At 36.4% G+C, this 18,840-nt stretch carries 15 protein-coding genes and 1 pseudogene; 9 read left to right on the top strand and 7 right to left on the bottom strand.

All coding sequences use genetic code 11. The features are described from left to right. Nucleotides 1-384 precede the first annotated feature (384 nt). Both IGQ45_13050 and IGQ45_13045 read right to left on the bottom strand, forming a co-directional pair. Nucleotides 385-2,217 carry a DNA phosphorothioation-associated putative methyltransferase gene (locus IGQ45_13050; GenBank protein ID MBF2058106.1) on the bottom strand — a complete coding sequence of 611 codons (1,833 nt, stop codon included), beginning with the start codon at nucleotides 2,215-2,217 and terminating at the stop codon, nucleotides 385-387. 520 nt (nucleotides 2,218-2,737) lie between these two features. Next, nucleotides 2,738-3,820, bottom strand: a complete 1,083-nt coding sequence (locus IGQ45_13045) for a glycosyl transferase (GenBank protein MBF2058105.1) — start codon at nucleotides 3,818-3,820, stop codon at nucleotides 2,738-2,740. 58 nt (nucleotides 3,821-3,878) lie between these two features. On the opposite strand from IGQ45_13045, the gene IGQ45_13040 reads away from it, so the two are divergent. Further along, nucleotides 3,879-4,337: a hypothetical protein gene (locus IGQ45_13040; GenBank protein ID MBF2058104.1), complete on the top strand. Its 459-nt coding sequence runs from the start codon at nucleotides 3,879-3,881 to the stop codon at nucleotides 4,335-4,337. An 82-nt stretch (nucleotides 4,338-4,419) separates the two neighbouring features. Here the strand turns inward: IGQ45_13040 and IGQ45_13035 are convergent, their stop codons facing one another. Further along, the gene (locus IGQ45_13035; protein MBF2058103.1) at nucleotides 4,420-6,066 is read right to left on the bottom strand and encodes an acetolactate synthase large subunit; all 1,647 of its coding nucleotides are present in this window, start codon (nucleotides 6,064-6,066) and stop codon (nucleotides 4,420-4,422) included. A 125-nt stretch (nucleotides 6,067-6,191) separates the two neighbouring features. Between IGQ45_13035 and IGQ45_13030 the strand changes: the two genes are divergently transcribed. Then, on the top strand, nucleotides 6,192-6,716 hold the full coding sequence (locus IGQ45_13030) for a 2-dehydropantoate 2-reductase (protein ID MBF2058102.1): 525 nt from the start codon (nucleotides 6,192-6,194) through the stop codon (nucleotides 6,714-6,716). Between the two features lie 169 nt (nucleotides 6,717-6,885). Next, nucleotides 6,886-7,479 carry a YdcF family protein gene (locus tag IGQ45_13025; protein ID MBF2058101.1) on the top strand — a complete coding sequence of 198 codons (594 nt, stop codon included), beginning with the start codon at nucleotides 6,886-6,888 and terminating at the stop codon, nucleotides 7,477-7,479. A 60-nt stretch (nucleotides 7,480-7,539) separates the two neighbouring features. Here IGQ45_13025 and IGQ45_13020 read toward each other — a convergent pair whose 3' ends face one another. Together IGQ45_13020 and IGQ45_13015 are read right to left on the bottom strand one after the other, a co-directional pair. Then, complete coding sequence (locus IGQ45_13020) at nucleotides 7,540-9,234, bottom strand: DUF87 domain-containing protein (protein ID MBF2058100.1); 1,695 nt, start codon at nucleotides 9,232-9,234, stop codon at nucleotides 7,540-7,542. A 116-nt stretch (nucleotides 9,235-9,350) separates the two neighbouring features. Beyond that, a complete protein-coding gene (locus tag IGQ45_13015; protein ID MBF2058099.1) occupies nucleotides 9,351-9,578 on the bottom strand; it encodes a hypothetical protein in 228 nt (75 codons plus the stop codon). 177 nt (nucleotides 9,579-9,755) lie between these two features. Between IGQ45_13015 and IGQ45_13010 the strand changes: the two genes are divergently transcribed. From IGQ45_13010 to IGQ45_13000, 3 genes are all read left to right on the top strand, one after another. Then, the gene (locus IGQ45_13010) at nucleotides 9,756-10,367 is read left to right on the top strand and encodes a PEP-CTERM sorting domain-containing protein (GenBank protein MBF2058098.1); all 612 of its coding nucleotides are present in this window, start codon (nucleotides 9,756-9,758) and stop codon (nucleotides 10,365-10,367) included. 103 nt (nucleotides 10,368-10,470) lie between these two features. After that, nucleotides 10,471-12,837 carry a DUF3488 domain-containing protein gene (locus tag IGQ45_13005; GenBank protein ID MBF2058097.1) on the top strand — a complete coding sequence of 789 codons (2,367 nt, stop codon included), beginning with the start codon at nucleotides 10,471-10,473 and terminating at the stop codon, nucleotides 12,835-12,837. A gap of 606 nt (nucleotides 12,838-13,443) precedes the next feature. Next, the gene (locus tag IGQ45_13000; GenBank protein MBF2058096.1) at nucleotides 13,444-14,727 is read left to right on the top strand and encodes a homoserine dehydrogenase; all 1,284 of its coding nucleotides are present in this window, start codon (nucleotides 13,444-13,446) and stop codon (nucleotides 14,725-14,727) included. A gap of 352 nt (nucleotides 14,728-15,079) precedes the next feature. Here IGQ45_13000 and IGQ45_12995 read toward each other — a convergent pair whose 3' ends face one another. Further along, nucleotides 15,080-16,555 (bottom strand): leucyl aminopeptidase, encoded by a 1,476-nt coding sequence (locus IGQ45_12995; protein MBF2058095.1) that lies wholly within the window; start codon nucleotides 16,553-16,555, stop codon nucleotides 15,080-15,082. Nucleotides 16,556-16,760: 205 nt separating this feature from the next. Here IGQ45_12995 and IGQ45_12990 point away from each other — a divergent pair, with 205 nt between their 5' ends. Beyond that, complete coding sequence (locus tag IGQ45_12990) at nucleotides 16,761-17,102, top strand: hypothetical protein (protein MBF2058094.1); 342 nt, start codon at nucleotides 16,761-16,763, stop codon at nucleotides 17,100-17,102. Between the two features lie 2 nt (nucleotides 17,103-17,104). Continuing rightward, nucleotides 17,105-17,341 (top strand): DUF4926 domain-containing protein, encoded by a 237-nt coding sequence (locus tag IGQ45_12985; GenBank protein ID MBF2058093.1) that lies wholly within the window; start codon nucleotides 17,105-17,107, stop codon nucleotides 17,339-17,341. A 229-nt stretch (nucleotides 17,342-17,570) separates the two neighbouring features. On the opposite strand, the gene rsmG is transcribed toward IGQ45_12985, so the two are convergent. Further along, nucleotides 17,571-18,293: a 16S rRNA (guanine(527)-N(7))-methyltransferase RsmG gene (gene rsmG, locus IGQ45_12980; GenBank protein MBF2058092.1), complete on the bottom strand. Its 723-nt coding sequence runs from the start codon at nucleotides 18,291-18,293 to the stop codon at nucleotides 17,571-17,573. A 367-nt stretch (nucleotides 18,294-18,660) separates the two neighbouring features. On the opposite strand from rsmG, the pseudogene IGQ45_12975 reads away from it, so the two are divergent. Continuing rightward, a pseudogene (locus IGQ45_12975) lies at nucleotides 18,661-18,750 on the top strand (DUF4277 domain-containing protein). The last annotated feature ends 90 nt before the right edge of the window (nucleotides 18,751-18,840 follow it).

The following is an 18,840-nucleotide window of genomic DNA, read 5'->3' as shown; positions in this document are numbered from 1 at the left end:
GTGAACTTTACCTTGTACCTTGTCAATGTTAGTAAAGTGACTAAGGAAATTTTCGTTAACTTTATCAAAAATTTACATAACAAGTTCAGTACATATACTGTTACACAAACTGACACTCTTAATGTTATGTTAAGTGGTTCACCTACTTCGGCTGGTGTTTTGTTCGTTCATGCACCAAATGCCAATGGTGGAGGGCGCTGGTTTTTAAGGAAGGGTGGAGGGCGCTGGATTTTTTGTGGAGGGGTTTTATCCCTCATCCGTCACTTTTCGAGCAAGTTTTTTTTCTTTATATGCTCAGAGCCACATTCTGAAAATTTCATTTCTTTTCACTTTACTCTTTGTTTCCCTACATCATACCTTGATTCAGGAACGCCAATAATTAAATTATTGTAAACTAGATTTACAAGTAATTTTAGGAGCTTTGTCGGTATTATTAAAATTTTGATATTGTACTCTTAAATCTTTTAAATTAATAGTCATAATAGTTTTAATCATCGGTTCTTTTTCTGTATTAAAATTAGGAGCGTATAAATAACCAATTTGAGCAACATCGAAATAAAATCTAATTAAATTAGCGCCCTCCAGCGCCCCTACCACTCGACTAGCGCAACTTTCATATAACCTTAATAAAGTGGGTAATTGATCTAATACAGAATGATGAATTAAAAAACTACGGTCGAATACTTTACCAACTTCACAAGTTTGACACAATTTTTTAATTAACTCTAAATTTCGTAAACTAATTAACATTTCATCGGCTAAAAAACACGCCACTTGATAATTACCAAATAACGCTTTTATATCCGCTTTTAATTCAGAAGATAATTTGCGCACCGAAGGGCGCTGGGTGAAACGACTAAGGGCAAGATACAATAAAATTTCTTGGCGACGACAGTCTTCAATACGTTCCCATTCAGTATCATTAGTCACCTGTAAAATCACTCTGAAAGCCCTTTTAAATGTACCAAATTCAGCTTTAATGGCATCTTCTTGAGAAATTTCACCTTTTATCGGTAATCGACCCCTTTGGATGTAAAAATCCATGAGAGGCGTTAATAATTCTTGGTAATCAGCAAAGTTTTTGAGAGGTTTGTAGATGCGAGGGGCGCTGAGGTTAGAATGAAAACGAGAGGCTCGAAAATTGTGGGCTTTAGTTTCATCTCGAAAGACAAAATACACCCCTAATCCTCCGGCAACAGGTTCAGTTTTTAGAATTTGTTCAATATAGTTTTTTAACTCGTCTTGTAAATAGTATTTTTGAAAAGTATTTCTTTCTGTAATAATGCCGTCACCGTATGGCATTAAACCCAGTTGACGATCATCAACTAATACTTGGGCAGAAACGATTAAAATATCTTCAGTTAATGACCATGCTTTGAGTAAAGATTCTCGTCTTTCTTGTAAATTTTCGATCACATTAATCACATAACCTAAGTTAACAATATCTGCTTTTTTAAAAGGATTTTTAGGCTGATAATATGGATCCCAGCCATCACTTTGATAACCTTTTTCTGCTATAAATTTAATATCTTCACCATGACCACAACCATAGTCAAAAAATGTCGATTCAGGTTGAAATAATTGTGCTTCAAGAGCTAATTTAACGGGGCGAGAAATATTTTTTCGGACAATAGCAGCACGATGACGGTCAATTTCTATCAAATTAGTGGGGTTTTGACTCAAATGACATACTAAGTTATGATCAATAAAACTAAGGTTATGATCTTGTAATAATTGTTGCCATTTTTGTTGAGTCCCTATATAACGAGAGTTGTCTAATAAGCCTATTTTTTCTTCAATATTAGTTAAGTAAGCAAATTTTTGATAATGGGGATAATCAGAGGTAACAAAGGTTTCTTTGCGATGTAAAATGGCAGGGTTTTCACTTTGATTATATTCGTATGTTTTAATGGTATTTTCAGATAAGTTAACTAAAATACTTTTACTGATGCTGGGGTGAGGATTGATGTCAAATTCAGGATAATAAAGATAGGATAGTTTTGCTTCCTGAAGATTAAATTTAACCAATGTAAAATCATTCTTCAATTTAAAATGTTGTCTTACTTTTTGTTCAAACTTTTGTATATCCTCATGGAGTGCGGGGAGGGCGCTGGTATGAATATAAAGATGATTAGGCAGTTTTTTTCCTACTTTACTATGGGAAATAAGTGGAATAATTTGGGCAAATTCATTGATTAAATTTAGATATTCATTCATATTTAATCTGTATTAATATTGTAGTTCTATAAGGAGACTTAGCAAAATGACAACTTGTTTACAGCGCATTTCAAATGAATAAACCACGTTTTTTGTGTCTCGCAAAGGCGCAAAGACGCAAAGATAATATTTGTAATAATCTAAAGTGTGGTTTAAGGAAATGAAAACTGCTGTAAAAAATAAAGATAATAATAATCTTCAATTTATTAATAACTTTCTCCCTCACCCTATTTAATAATAAAAAAGAATTATATCAAGTTCGGATAATTAGTTCTTGAAAGATTATATCTTCCTTACTTCCCCACCGTGTAATAAATTACACGGAACCAACGAGATTACGTTCAATAAATTGAACTAAGATTATTTTGATTGATTTATTTCTAAGTTATCAAACAAAATTGATGTTAAACGTTATTCAACAACGAATTAATAATATTTTATCTCAAGAAACACTTAGCCAAAATGATAAAAATTATCTTCAAGTTTTAGGCTCTTTGATATATGATTATATTGAAAATTTTTAATTAGGAATAAGAAATTTAATAACTTCTTGGGCGATGGTTTCTGTGCCGTCTTTTTTAATTTTTTGATTACTTTGAGGTGGAGTTAAGTCTTCTGTTAAAAATGACCAATTTCCCTCAAAAAAATCCTGATTATCAAGGATTTGATGATAACTATATTGTTTTAATCCTTCTATTAATAATGGGGTTTCCGCAAAACCTTCACGGTTGAGAATAGTTAGAGGTAGATTGAGGCGCATGGCTTCGGAAAAAGTGCTAAAACCGGGTTTAGAGATAATTCTGCCACAATAATGCATAAAGTCCACTGGTCGAAAATAACGGTCTTTTATTTTAATTAAGTTAGGTAAATCTGGGGCATTTTGATCAAAACTAATAAATTGCCAATCACTAAAACGAGTTAAATTTTCATAGGGAATCGACTGTAATCCTAAACCACCAAAGGTTAATAATGCAGTTTTTTCAGAAGGGGAATTAAGGTTAAATTTTGTCCTAATTTCTGTTTCTGTATAGCGCGGATTTCCGCCAGTTAATCCTACATCTTCTTGGTGAGGAAAACTTGCCATTTCTTCACTCATTGGTAAGCGAAATAATCTAGCGCACTTCCCGTAACATGACTCTAACCATGAGACAATTTCCGCAAAATCTTCCCCCCAAGGGCGATAAATATAATCCCAGCCGAAGTTACTCATCATCCAACAGGGAATCCCTGCTTTTTCAGCGATTTTTGTCACCATAGCCGGTATGTCAGCTAAAATTAGGTTAACTTGATTGATATGGATAAATTCCACTTCTGAAGCAATAATTTGGGCTTCCCTGTATTTTAATTCCATCATTTTTTCTCTAGTCGCACTAAGATTCATTGTGATGCTATCGGTTTGAATTACGCCAATATCAAAGGTGCGAGGGCGATAAATAAAGTCTCCTTCGATGTATGATTCTAGTAGCCAACGGGGGGCGCTGGTAACTACAATAAGCAGTATGTTAGGATTTAATTTTTGTATGGCGTTGGCAACAGAGGCGATGCGCACAGCATGACCAAAACCATGATTAGTAATAGCTAGGTATAATACTGGTGAAGACATGGTGAATTTTGTGATAAATTTAACCTTGTTAAAAGCATAAAGGCAAATGGTAAATTTAATGGATCAAATTAGCACTGCAAATATTGATGAGATTCAAAAAACTGTTATTTTATTGCAGTATTACCATTTTGAGAAAAGCCTTGAAAATTTACAAATTATCTTGATTAAATGGTTGGGTAAATATCCTGCTTCATGGTTGCCTTTAGCTGTTACTGAAGCTATTTATCAGGGAAGATTAAAATTGGTTTCTGTGGAACATATTTTAACTTTATGGGAGAGGAAGGGCGCTGTTAATGTTGGTTTTGATGTTAATTTTTGTGAGTTTATTTATCCCCATGATATTGATAATTCTGCGTTAGAGTCACAATTAAATACTTTATTTTCTTTAGCAACAAAATCAACTCATCATAATAATTTTTCTAAAATAAATAAGGAATTTTTAAATAGATTTAAACCATCCATAAAAGATTCTTCTAGCTTAGAAAAATTGAAAGCATTTATCGACAATGAATTATGAGTTATGAATTATGAAGTTTTAATACTTAATCATTGGTTCGTAAATTATCCATTATCAATTATCAATTATCCATTATCAATTATTAAATGGGGCAACTTAAATCCCCTGCTTTTTCTGAAAAACGCAAATTTTCGGCATAATCTACAGGGCAATCAATTACCGCAGGAATATTTTGAGCTAAAGCAGTCTTCAGGGTAGGGATTAAATCGTCAGCAGAGTTGACTCTATAGCCCTTTAAACCCATGCTTTCCGCAAATTTGACAAAATCGGGGTTATTAAACTCAATGTAGCTAGATACCCCAAATTGATTGGTTTGCTTCCAACCAATTAAACCGTAACCGCCATCATTAAAAATCAAAGTGACAAAAGCAGTTTTAGCGCGCACCGCCGTTTCCAACTCCTGACAATTCATCATAAAACCTCCATCCCCTGTCACCGCTACTACTTTTTTATCAGGATAAATCAATTTAGCAGCCAGCGCCCCCGGCATAGCAATTCCCATGGCGGCGAAACCATTAGAAATAATACAAGTGTTCGGGGCTTCACAGTGATAATGACGCGCCATCCACATTTTATGGGCGCCCACATCACAAATAACTATATCTTCAGCGCCCATCACCTGTCGCAAATCATAAATAATTTTTTGCGGTTTAATAGGAAAACCAGTATCATTGCCATATTGCTCATAATCTGCTTTGATAGAAGGGCGCAGAGATAAAGCAAAAGGTTCTGTTTTATTAGTGCGATCGCAACGGCGACTAATTTCCTGTAAGGCATCGGCAATATCGCCGATAATTTCCACTTGGGGGATATAACTACTATCAATTTCAGCCGATTCAGCACCAATATGAATAATGGGGATGTCTCCTTGAGGATTCCACTTTTTCGGGGAATATTCAATTAAATCATAACCCACAGCGATGATTAAGTCTGCTTGTTCAAAACCGCAGGTAATAAAATCCCTTTGCTGTAGCCCTACCGTCCATAATGAGAGAGGATGGGTATATGGTATAGCGCCCTTCCCCATAAAAGTATTCGCCACAGGGATATTTAAACGAGTGGCAAATTCACTCAAAGCCTCCGAAGCATTTGCCCGAATAATACCATTTCCAGCAAGAATTAGCGGATTTTTACTGTTAGCGATGAGGCGCGCCGCTTCGTTGATACTTTTGAGAGAAGCATAAATTTTTTCTTGGGTATCTTTCGATAACGGTTTTCCTTCCGCTTCCATCCCAGCGATATTTTCGGGTAAATCAATATGCACCGCGCCCGGTTTTTCTTTTTGTGCTACCTTAAAAGCCTTGCGCACCACTTCGGGAGTAATACCCGGGCGCACGATTTGTTTATTCCACTTCGTCACCGGGGCAAACATAGCTACTAAATCGAGGTATTGATGGGATTCGATGTGCATTCTATCGGTGCCAACCTGCCCTGTAATTGCCACAAGAGGGGCGCCGTCAAGATTAGCATCTGCCACTCCTGTCATTAAATTTGTCGCACCGGGGCCTAAAGTAGAAAGACATACTCCGGCTTTTCCTGTCAAGCGCCCATAAACATCCGCCATGAAAGCAGCGCCTTGTTCGTGGCGCACGGTGATAAACTGAATAGGTGAATCTCTCAGCGCCTCAAGAAGATATAAGTTTTCCTCGCCGGGGAGTCCAAAAATATATTTTACCCCCTCATTTTCTAGGCATTTAATCAATAATTGGGCGGTGTTTGGTTTGCTCATCAGAAAACAGTTATCCTTTTATTAAGTGCAATAATTTTTAATTCGTAATTAGAGTGAATCTTGACAGCCTATCTCCTTCCCATGCTACTCAATTTTGTCTCGATTTTGATCCTGTTTGTGATCTTATTCCGCCACCCTATCATCCTAAACAGTATCGGGCGCTGGGTGTTATGGAAGCGCAATATACCCCTATCGATAAATTCACGAGGGGAATCATGGTTACTCGCTCTCAACAGCAATTTAATACTGTCGTACTACCTAGAGCTATTGCCAGTGTGAAAAATCATGTGGATTTCAATAGTATTCACCGTTGGTTAGTATATCCTCATGGTGTGAAAGACAGCAATCAATTACATTTACAAATTATGGGGGTGATTCCCCCCTCGCAAATGGTGGAGGGCGCTTCTTCAGTGGATTATTTTTCTATTCGGGGGGAGGTGTTATACTCTAATCGTAAAACTCAAAAAGTTATTGTCAAAATTCGTCAAAAAAAGAAGGGTAAAAAGAGTAATTTTTTTAAGCTAGAATTGCAAGGGGCAATACCTTCCCATAGTGTTCACCATTTTTATAATTTTGATGTTATTTTAGAAGGGATTAATTTTGTTATCTATAAATCTATTGATATGGGTTTTATTGCCGTTAATTATTAATTATTTAAAGCGACTATAAATCATCAGTCAAAAATAGTCAAAACGGTAAAGGTAAATTTAAAGATAGCTTGGACTACCATTAAATTTGCTCACTTATTAAAAAACGTAGTTTTAAACCCTTGATTCTTCGATAAATAGTTAATTGTTTTAGTATTAACAAAGAAAAATTATGTTGTTTGTCAATGAAAAAAAGAAGTTTTGGTTAATATTTAATTTAGTTATCTTACTACTAATTATCGGTTTTATTCCCATGAGATTAACCAGCGCCCGTCTCCTCAATCCTAAACCACAAGCAATTTTTATGTTGGGGGGGGGGAATAACCGAGAAATTTATACTGCTCAATTTGCCCAAAATCATCCTAATTTACCTATTTGGATTTCTAGTGGTATTCCTGTTAAAGAATCCAAAAAAATCTTTGAAGAACAAGGTATTAATTTAGATCGTGTTAATTGGGATTTAAAAGCGACAGATACCGTCACAAATTTTACTACTTTAGTAGATATTTTTAAGGAAAATAATATTAATCATGTATATTTAATTACCTCAGCTTTTCACATGGAAAGAGCCAAAACTATTGCTTATTTTGTCTTTGGTAGTAGGGGAATTGCTTACACTACTGTTTCAGTTTCAGATGTGAATATTACTGAGTCAAATTTGCGTATTTTTCGAGATGCCATACGTTCTGTGGTGTGGATTTTTACTGGGCGCACAGGTGCTAATTTAGGTTCAAAATTACAAGAGTTGTCCTACTTATTTCATTAATTTTCATCATATCAGTAAATATCATTGATGAAGACTTTTTCAGCAGACCCTATTTATTATTTAAAACCCTAAGTCAGCTTTGGCAGTTTCTGCCTCTAATAATAATTCTTCATCACTCAGCGCCCGATAATCCGCATCGCCAATTTCGCTGTAAAATTGTTGATCATAGGCGCGCGTGCGCACCACCACTGGCATCGGCACAGCATGACCTAAAACCAGCGCCTGTTGTTTAGAATCTAGCTTGGCTAATACTGATCTTAAACCACTAGCGCCCGACACCCCAGTAAAAATCGCATCAATATCTTTATCATCATTAAGTAAACAAGTAATTCTAGTACCTACTTGTGACATGACTTCGTTATCAATACCCGAAGGGCGCTGATCTACTACTAACAAGGTAACAAAATATTTCCGCATTTCCCGCGCTATTGTGCCAAAAATAGTTTGATTAACGATTTTAGAATCAAGGAAACGGTGCGCTTCTTCAATGGTAATTACCAACGGGCGCGGTTTATCAAGGACATTTTTAGACTGCAAAAAACGCTCTGCTTTTTTGACGTATTCTCGGTGAATACGACGAGTAATCATATTTGTCACCAACATATAAGAAAGCATATTACTCTGAGAACCAAATTCGATGACAATGTGTCTGCCACCATCTAAAGTTTTGAGAATTTCATCGATATAATTATGGGGAGAAGCAGAACGAATATACTTTAAATTTTCTAAACGTTTTAACTTTCTTTGTAACGCCATAATTGAGCCTTTATGTCCTTGTTTTTCGTTACAAAAAAGCTCAATATCCTCATTAGTCATATTGATTAACTGATAAATCCAATCTTTGCCAAATTCAGAAGCAAGGATATTGGCATTATCGATACTCGCTTCCGATAAACCCAACTCTTGACTAACAAGGCGTAAATCTTCAATGTCAATTTGGTTATAACTCAAATACAATTCACGGGCGTTATTTACTCCGCGCCGATGGGTGGATTTGGCATCTAAAGTGTAAATTTCTACTTGATCATGGAATAATTGTTTTAAACCCTTGACGGTATTCATGCCTTTGGCTTCGCTGACGGCTTCCCAACCGTATTCCGAGTGCATATCAAACATCAAGTTAACGGCGGCTTCTTTACGGATGATGCCCGATATTAATAGTCTTGTTAAAAAAGATTTTCCTGTACCAGATTTGCCGAAAATACCGTTACTTCGTTCCACAAATCGATCTAAATCTAAACAGATTGGTACATCCATATCTAAAGGTTGACCGATGGCAAAATTGCGCTTATAAGGATCATTTTCCCAACCAAAAACCGATCTAAAATCTCTTTCGGTGGATTCATAAACCTGACTGAAATGGCTAGGAATAGTTTTAACGGGTAATAGTTTTAAATCTGTATCAAATGACGGTAAATCTTCACGGGGAAGGGCGCCTTTTTCGTATTCATCCACGGAATCCGCCGTCAACATGAGCATGGGCGCTATTTCTACGGTGCCGTAAGTGTCGCTACCAGCTAAAACTTCTGTCCAAAAATCATCGTTAGGATCGGGAGGATGAGTAAAAATACGGGGGGTAGAAGTACCTAGAGAAACATCGGTTAAGAGACAGAAAAATTTGGCTCTTTTGCCCTGCACTACCAAAAATTTACCGACTCTCATTTCTTCTACGGAAATATCGGGATGTAATCTTACTTCTAATCCTTCGCTCAATGAGCCTTGAATAACTGATCCTAATGGTTGATTTAAGTTCATTTCTACATCTTTTTTTGATCTTTATTGTAGTATTTTTTAACTTAAAATTGACATCTTGTCACAGTATTTAGGGCTTTTACCTCAATTTTTACACTGATAATCAAATCTATCAAACTTTATACATCGTTTCTTACTTCTCGCCAATGTGTTAATTCTTCATTGGCAATATCTTGTTTTGCTAACTCAATATCTTCTAATAAATCAGGAATAGCTAATAATTCTTTGGTGGCTTCTTCTTTTTCTGTTAAGTCATTGATAAATTTATAAGTAAGTTTCAAATTAGCTTCTGATAATTCATTTAATGAATCATAAACAGATGATTTTAATTGCTGAAGTTGTGACATAAAAGAAAAAATATTAAATTTTGGGGCAAATTGTCGTTTACTCAATTATATTTTATCAATCATTTTAAATAATTCATACTACAATATTTTTATTGATTAACCATAAAAATACCATGAAAAAAATCGCTAAGTTTACCCCCCCCCTGCAAATATAAGGCTTTCAGCTATTCTCTAGCTTTGTTAACGTCTCTTTCTGTGTTTGGTGTGATGGCTAAGGCGGAGGGCGCTAGTTTCGTTATTGACTTTGAAGCCTTGCGTAATGATTCTGCTGGTTTGACGAATGAGGGCGCATCCTACAGTGAGGATGGCTTTACTTTAGTTACAAGTAATCCCAATAACTCCAATTTCTTTTCTGTTAATGCCCAAGATACTCCCCGATACCAAGGCTCAGTTTCCTTTTTCGATAACAATGTCAATGGGGAGGCAACATTAACTAAGGATGATGGCAGTGCATTTGATTTACTGTCTATCGATTTGGATCAGTTAAATACGACGGGAGGTGCGCCTGTTAATTTTACTGGTACAAAGGCAGATTCTTCCACTGTAAATCAAAGTTTTACTCTTGATGGTGTTGGTGTTACTGACGATAGCACCAGAGGATTTCAGACTTTTAATTTTACAGGGTTTGATAATCTGTTATCTGTGAGTTGGATTCAACAAGCCCCATTTCATCATTTTGATAATATTACTTTATCTGCCAGTAATAGTCTGACTACTCCTGAACCTTCTCTGGTTTTAGGTATTATTAGCTTTGGGGTATTGGGTTTTTTAGGCAAAAGTAAAAAATAATTAAAGTAAGCCATAATTTTTGTTTTATGGTAGGGGTTGAATAGTATTCAACCCATTTTTTACAATTGATAGGATATACATACTTGTTAGTAAGGCGATAATGATGGAGAAATTGAAGCAAGTATTGCGGTTTGAAGAGATTATCAGTCAAATAAAGGCGTTACCAGCGCCCCTCACCGAGGAATCAATTTTGTTGCGGGTGTTGGTACAATTAATGGTAATTGTGGGGGTAATTGCCACCGATGTGGCGGCGGTGACAGATTTTCCTATGAGTATTTGGGCGATACCCCTAAGTGTGACGGGCGCTATTGTCAGTTGGCGCCGGAGAAAGAAAAAAAATATTGCCCTCAAATTCATTCTCGCCATGACGATGATTGCTACCCTATTTTTCTTTTTAGGAAATTTAGTGCGCAGTTTATTTGATAATCGCCTCGTTTTAGCAGGATTTTTAGTACAACTACAGGTTTTACATAGCTTCGATTTACCGCGTCGTAAAGACTTAGGTTACTCCATGGTAATTGGTTTAATTTTAATGGGGGTAGCTGGTACTCTATCACAAACGGTGGCTTTTGCTCCTTGGCTGTTGCTGTTTCTCCTCATCGCTATTCCAGCAATGATTCTGGATTATCGCTCTCGCATGGGTTTACCTATCTATGAAAATGAGTACAAATCTTCTCAAAAAAAAGGTAATGGCTTAAAAAATTCGTCCCTCGCACCGAAAAAAATTACGGCTTTTATCTCCATCACCGTGGTTATCGGTTTAATTATTTTTGCTATTATGCCTCGTTATCCGGGTTATCAACTGCAAACTTTTCCGGTTAGCGCCCCTGAAGCCTTAGAAAACCTCGATTTTAGTCAAGCAGAAGCTGGGGGAGGTATTGTTAACCCCGGTTATAACCGTGAGGGAGAAAATGGCAGTGGCACAGGAGGAAATGATAACGTCATGGGTGGTGATGACGAGGGGAGGGGCGCTGGGCAAGTTGACGATACCTTTTATTATGGTTTTAATACTAAAATTAACCAAAATCTGCGCGGTAGCATGACTAACCGCAAAATTGTGTTAAGGATTCGCTCTCAAGCGCCCGGTTTTTGGCGCGCCATGGCGTTTGATCAATATAATGGTACAGGGTGGGAAATATCAAGGGAAAATCAAATCCTCGAAGTAGATCGTAATCCTTGGAATTATCAATTTAACTTCGCTATCCCTGACATCAAAGCCGACACGGAAGGAGTTATCCAAACTTTTACCGTGGTTTCCGATTTACCGAATATTATTCCTTTATTACCTAATCCCCGTTTTCTTTACTTTCCTACAGATCAAATCGTACAGGATACCGAAGATAGTTTAAGGTCTCCTGCTGGTTTAATTGAAGGTTTAACCTATACCGTAGTATCAAAAGTTCCAAAACGTAACCAAACGGAATTATCTCAAACTGGCAATAACTATCCTGATTCCATCAGCAAATATTATTTGCAGATTCCCGAAGAAAGTCAAGAAATAATCAGCCAAAAAACTCAAGAGTTATTGAGTAAAGCCAATCGGGAGTTAAATTCTAACTACGACAAAGCCTTATATTTAGCTCAAGCTATCAAACAAAATTATTTTATTAACGGTGATATTCCCCCTTTAGCAGAAGGAGAAGATTTAGCCACTGCTTTTTTAACCAAATTTGAGGGCGGTTATCCCGATCATTTTTCCACTGTTTACACTCTTATGTTACGCTCCATTGGCATTCCAGCGCGCCTCGTCGTGGGTTTTGCACCGGGTCAATTTAATCCTTTTACGGGTTACTATATTGTTCATAATACCGATGCTTATGCCATGACTGAGGTTTATTTTCCTGAATATGGTTGGTATTATTTTGATCCAATTCCGGGTAATGAAATTATTCCTCCTTCGGTAGATGATGATAATACATTTGGCATTTTAGGACAATTGTGGGATTGGGTAGCTAGTTGGTTGCCATCACCCATTACTGCTTTTATCACGATCTTTTTTGAGAAAATTGTTGATAGTATCTCTGATTTTTTATCATCGCCTTGGTTATTCCGTCTCTGGCGCTTTTTAACCGGTGGTTTTATTGGTTTTTTGGTGGGCGCTTTTGGTTTAATTATTCTTGCCTTTTTGGGTTGGTTAGGGTTTAGTTTTGCCCAAAAAATGCTTTATCGTCAGCGCCTGTCACAATTACCACCTATGGCGAAGTTATACCAACAAACCCTCGATTTTCTAACAACCAAAGGCTATCCTAAACATAAAGCACAAACCCCTAGAGAATATGCTGACAGGTTAAGAGAATTTTTACAACCGGAGCAAGTTGATATTATTATTCTCATTGCTGACGGTTACGTGCGCTGGCGCTATGGCAAGGAAGGGGTTAACGTGGAGTATTTAACCCAACAATTTCAATTATTACAAAGGAGTTTTAATCATCAAAAGGGCAAAAAACAACTGATAATGAATAATGAATAACTGATATTACGCATCAAACGAGATATTAATAAATAGTTTCAGAGGTTAAATGGGAACGAAAAATTAGTATTTCAATGTTGATTGTGCGTAACGTCAGTTAAATAATCGCTATAAAGTTCCATCAGTTGTTTGTTCATTTTTTTATCATACCTCTTCTATTACTCCCCTGCGTAACATCAGGTTTTAATTTAGAGTCCACCCATTTCAATGAGCAAGACCGATTGAGTAAATTATTTGCTTTAATGAGTTTAGCTCTGTGTTGGGCAATTTTGAGGGGAGAATGGCTACATGAACAGACTCGTTTAAAAATCAAAAATCATGGTCGAAGAGCAAAGAGTATTTTTCGCTATGGTTTAGATTATTTGAGATCTCTTCTCATGGATTTAGACCTCAAACATCATGAATTTATCCACACTATCAAATTTTTGTCCTCCTGTCATAAAACTTTTTCCTTCATTATAAATCATCCCATAAAAATGCAACGCCCCCTTTGCCTTTTACTCTTTTGACAAACCGGTTTTTCAGCAAAGTGGAAGACAATTAATAAATTTGAGGAAAAAATCTGGTAAGATTTGGGGTTAGATAAATTTGTGAAGGACAGACATTGTGGCTTTTAACATCGGTTTACTAGGATTAGGCACTGTGGGGAGTGGTACTGCGGAGATATTAAACAATCCCGAAGGCAGACACCCCTTATTAAAGGAAATTAATATCAAAAAAATTGGCGTTAGAACCTTAAATAAAACCCGAAATATCGTAACAGCGCCCCTCACCACGGATTTAGAATCCATTGTCACCGATCCAGAAATTGATATAGTGGTGGAATTAATCGGCGGTTTAGAACCAGCTCGAACCTTGATTTTAAAGGCAATCGAAAACGGTAAACACGTTGTCACAGCTAATAAGGCAGTAATCGCCAGATATGGGAAAGAAATTTTTGCTGCCGCCCAACAAGCGAAGGTTTATGTCTTAATCGAGGCTGCCGTGGGTGGTGGTATTCCCATCATTGAACCTCTCAAGCAATCCCTCGGTGCTAACCGCCTAGAAACCATTATCGGTATCATTAACGGCACAACTAACTACATTTTGACCGAAATGACGGAGAAGGGCGCTGATTTTGCGGAAGTGTTAGCAGAAGCCCAAAAATTAGGTTACGCTGAAGCAGACCCCACCGCTGATGTGGAAGGCTATGATGCTGGGGATAAAATTGCTATTCTCGCTTCCCTTGCTTTTGATCGTCAAGTGGCAAGAGAAGCGGTAATTTGTGAAGGTATCACCAAAATTACTAGCAGTGACATTGATTATGCGGAAAAATTAGGCTATGTCATTAAATTACTTGCTATTGCCCAAAAACAACCGAATCAACTAGAATTAAGGGTTCACCCCACCTTAATCCCCAAATCCCATCCCCTCGCTAATGTTAATGGGGTGTATAACGCTATTTTGGTACAGGGTGAACCTCTTGGACAGGTGATGTTTTACGGACCGGGCGCTGGTTCAGGACCTACCGCTAGTGCCGTTGTGGCTGATCTACTTAATATTGTGGGAGTATTACATAGCGGTAATTGCGGAGAAAATTTAGACCCTCTGTTAAGTAGTGCGCCCGTCACCCCAGCCGTTATTGCCCCCAGTGAAGATATATCGACTTGTTTTTATGTTCGTTTTCTCTGTGCCGACGTGCCGGGGGTGATTGGTTATTTGGGTACAGTATTCGGTAATTTTGGGGTAAGTTTAGCTTCGGTGGTGCAAATTGGCTTTCAAGATAACTTGGCGGAAATTGTCGTTGTTACTCATGATGTCAAGGAAGGAAACTTCCGTGAAGCTATCGAAGAAATTCGCCGTTTAGAAGCCGTTGAGCATATTCCTAGCATCATCAGGGTTTTACAATAAATCCTTGTATTGTGCCAAAAATTTCTCCTTCAATCTAATCTATAAGCGCTTGGTTGAGATTTGAATAACCAATAATTATTCATCTACTTTGCCTTCACCCCCAACCTTTCCTAGCCTCCCCTTAGCAAGCAGGGTGTTTTCAAAGTCAGGATCAAAATTGATTTGTTTTTGACAAGAAGACAGGTTGACAGGGAGACAGGAGGATTTTTTACTATTAATTGATTTATTAGTAGTTAAAAACCTCTGAATTTCAGATTATTGGCTAGTTTGAGAAACTAACATTTTTGAGAATGAAAACGCCCTGCTTAGCAAGGGGAGGAAGAAATAAAGAGATAATTAATTGTCCATTACCTTAATTCTCAATAACCCAATTAACAAGAGTGCGCACGGCAAAACCAGTACCACCGCCATTATTGACACCGCTAGGTTTATCACCCCACACAGGTCCAGCAATATCAAGATGCACCCAAGGAGTATCTTTAACAAACTGTTCTAAGAATAGCGCGGCGGTGATTGAACCGGCAGAGCGACTACCGGTATTTTTCATGTCAGCGATGGGACTTTTCATGATTTCAAAATACTTGGTTTCCATGGGCATTTGCCAGAATTGCTCTCCAGCGCCCTCCGCAGCGATTTTAATTTTTTGGGCTAAATCATCATTTCTTGTCCACAACCCAGCTATATCATCCCCTAAAGCCACGATACAAGCGCCCGTCAAGGTAGCCAAGTCCACCATGGCATCAACTCCTAATTTATCGGCATAAACTAAAGCATCAGCGAGGGTTAAGCGCCCTTCGGCATCCGTATTATTTACCTCGATGGTTTTGCCATTGGAAGCGGTGAGAATGTCGCCGGGGTGCATAGCCTTGCCACTAATCATATTTTCTGTGACGGCGCTGATGAAATGCACTTCTACATCTGGCTTCAGTTGGGCAATAGCTTTCGCCGCGCCAAAAGTGGCGGCAGCGCCTCCCATATCCATTTTCATGGTTTCGATACCACTACCAACGCCCTTGATATTTAAACCACCAGAATCGAAGGTTAAACCTTTACCAATAATAGCTAACTTGCGTTGAGGGGCGCCTGAAGGTTTGTAAACGAGGTGAATAAATTTCGGGGGCAAATCGGAGGCTTGGGCAACCCCTAAAAATGCGCCCATGCCCAATTTTTCGCAGTCTTCTTTTTCTAAAACTGTTAACTCTAACCCGTATTCTTGGGCTAAATTTTCTACCATTGCCGTCATGGTGAGAGGGTTAATATCATTGGCGGGGGAGTTGACTAATTCTCTGGCTAAAATTACCCCATCAGCGATTTTTTGTCCTTTGCTAATGGCTGATTCTGAAGCTTTAATACCTAATAATTGAACGCTATTTAAACTTATTTTGCTTTCTTCTTTGTCTGATTTGAAGCGTTTATCTTGATGTAGTGCCAGAATAATTCCTTCGGTGACAACTTGAGCAATTTTATCCCCTTCGTAGTCATCTGTAGGTAAATAAAGAGCGATATTTACACCTTTTTGATCTCTAGCTAAACGCGCAATAGTGCCTCCTGCTATCCTAAAGGTATTTAAAGTAATGTCTTTTTTTTCTCCTAAACCCACCAGAATGATTTTTTTGATACTGCTTTTTGAGCCGATTCTAGTGTGGAGGGCGCTGGATTCTTTGCCTTTAAAATCTTGCTCTTTAATTAATTCACTGATAATACCATCAAATTTTTGATCCAATGATGATAAATCCCCGTTTAACTCTACTTCATTGGCATATAAACCCAGCGCGATAATATCTCCACTCCAATCCAAAATTGATTGAGAACTAATTTTTATATCCATGCTAACTCAATAATCTGTTTAATATATCATTGTAATTTTAGCAATAAAAGCCCTAAAACTAAACTAAGTCTAATTTTTAAGTGATTGTATTTAGCCTTTTTAGGCAGGGAATTTTTAAAGTTAAAGATAAATTACAGTTATTTTCTCAATAAAATTAATTTTTATTGGTTTAATATTATCAATATTTTTTACAGCCATTTTTTCCATGAAACTCCAAAATATTGTTTCTGAAGTTTATATTCCTTTACAAAAAATCACAATATACGCTCTCAATCCTAATCATCCCTATGGTGGAGATAAAGCCTATATGTTCAAAAAATATTTAGGATATACTCAAGATAATTATGGATTTCTAAAACAGCAAATAGAAAGAAAAGCATTAACGGCTAATGCCCTAGAACTTACATCTAACCAATATGGTAGAATATTTCAAATTGACTTAGAAATACAAGGAAACTATGAAGGACAAAAAGAAAAAGTTAGGACAGGATGGATCGTTAAAAATAATAGTAATATTGCTCAATTAACAACTTTATATATTATTTAAAGATGAATAAACCTCAATTGTTAGATGTTATTGAATTATTAGTTGATATTCCTGAATTTAGTTTGCGAAAAGGAGAACAGGGAACAATTTTAGAAGATTATGAAGACGGTTATTTTGAGGTAGAATTTGCTAATAAAAAAGGGAAAACTACTGCTTTATGTACAATTAATCAAAAAAATTTTATGGTTGTTTGGTGTGCTGAAACTCAAAAATGGATTACTGCCATAACCCTTTCCTAAATTTATTGATTAAACTTCTATAAATATTATTCAGTAGGGGTTATTAAAATTATTTTGGCTTTTTTACAGTAGTTATGACAAATTAATAATAAATAACGAATAAAACTTTTGATATATAATAGTTTTAGTATTTTAAAAATGCAATTGTTATAAATTTATAGTTTGCATTTCACCTAATACCTGACACCTTTTTTAGATATAATTTATCATAACCAATGTAGAGGAGATTTTAACCGAGAGGATATTTAACGGGTTTACCCACTGGGCGAGGATATTCTTTGGAGGTTTTAGCCACTTTTTGCACATAAATATTATGGCGAGTGTAGTTATTTAAAGGAGTATTTTTATTAATTACTTCAATAATTTTACCTCCTAATAAATGAGCTACTTTTTGAGCTTTATTTTCTTCTTCTACATTCCAATTTCCTCTATATAAAACTGCTATTCCATCTTTTTTTAATAGAGGTAAAGTATATTCTAAACAAACAGAAGTTTCAGCTACTGCTCGAATTAGGGCATAATCAAAATTATTTCTATACTGTTTATTTTGTCCAATATTTTCGGCTCTTTCTACTAAAGTTATGATATTTTTTAAGTTTAATTGAATAGCTAATTCATTGATAAAATTAATTTTTTTAGTAGTAGAATCTATTAAGCAAAATTCAGCATCGTTAAAAATGATAGCGCCCACCACCCCGGGAAAACCGCCTCCTGTGCCAATATCAATTACTTTTTTATCACTAAAATTTAAGTGAATGACGGGCGCTAGGGAATCCCATAAATTTTTTTCCCAAAATTCTTCTACGGTGGTAATTCTAGTTAGATTAAGATATTGATTAGTTGCAAGAATTTCTTGATATAGTTGCGCAAACAATTCTTTTTGTTGCTCATTAGGTAGCCAATTAAGAGTATTCTGCCATATTTGATCGAGGTGAGGGGCGCTGATATTCATGATTTTGATAATTTTCGTTCAATAATAGAATTGTTGTAAAATAAAGGGAAAAACATCTGAAAACTTTACTATATATAGATTTGATCGATCTTGATATAAAAGTAGCTGTAAGTCTTATATGGAAAAATTTTCGACTATTTTAAGGCATTATTTCACAACAAGTTTAATATTTAACATTTGACTTTTCTCCACTTGGTCAGTTTTTTCTATTATCACCTATTTCGCAACAACTCTATTCTTCTATGGCTTGATTTAAACTCACCTTCCGCATACTTCAAAAAAAAGCAAAAATATTACAAGAAATTAAGAGTAGAAGTAGCCAGAAAATAGGGTAAATTAATTGTCATTGTCAAATTAAGCAGAAGAAATGTCTCCAGTAAATGTGGAAGTAGAAAATCTTGACCATTTAGGTATCATAGCTGGAATCATTGATGACATAGGGATTGTGGAGATTATTGAGCAAAAATTTCCCCTTAGTGCTACTGAAAAAATGGCGTTGCATTTTTATGGGATGATTTATAATGAAGGAAAAAGTTTTATGACAGGA

Origin of the sequence: Cyanobacterium sp. T60_A2020_053, assembly GCA_015272165.1 — a bacterium.
Lineage (GTDB): Bacteria > Cyanobacteriota > Cyanobacteriia > Cyanobacteriales > Cyanobacteriaceae > Cyanobacterium.
This window is presented reverse-complemented; position numbering and strand designations above follow the sequence as displayed.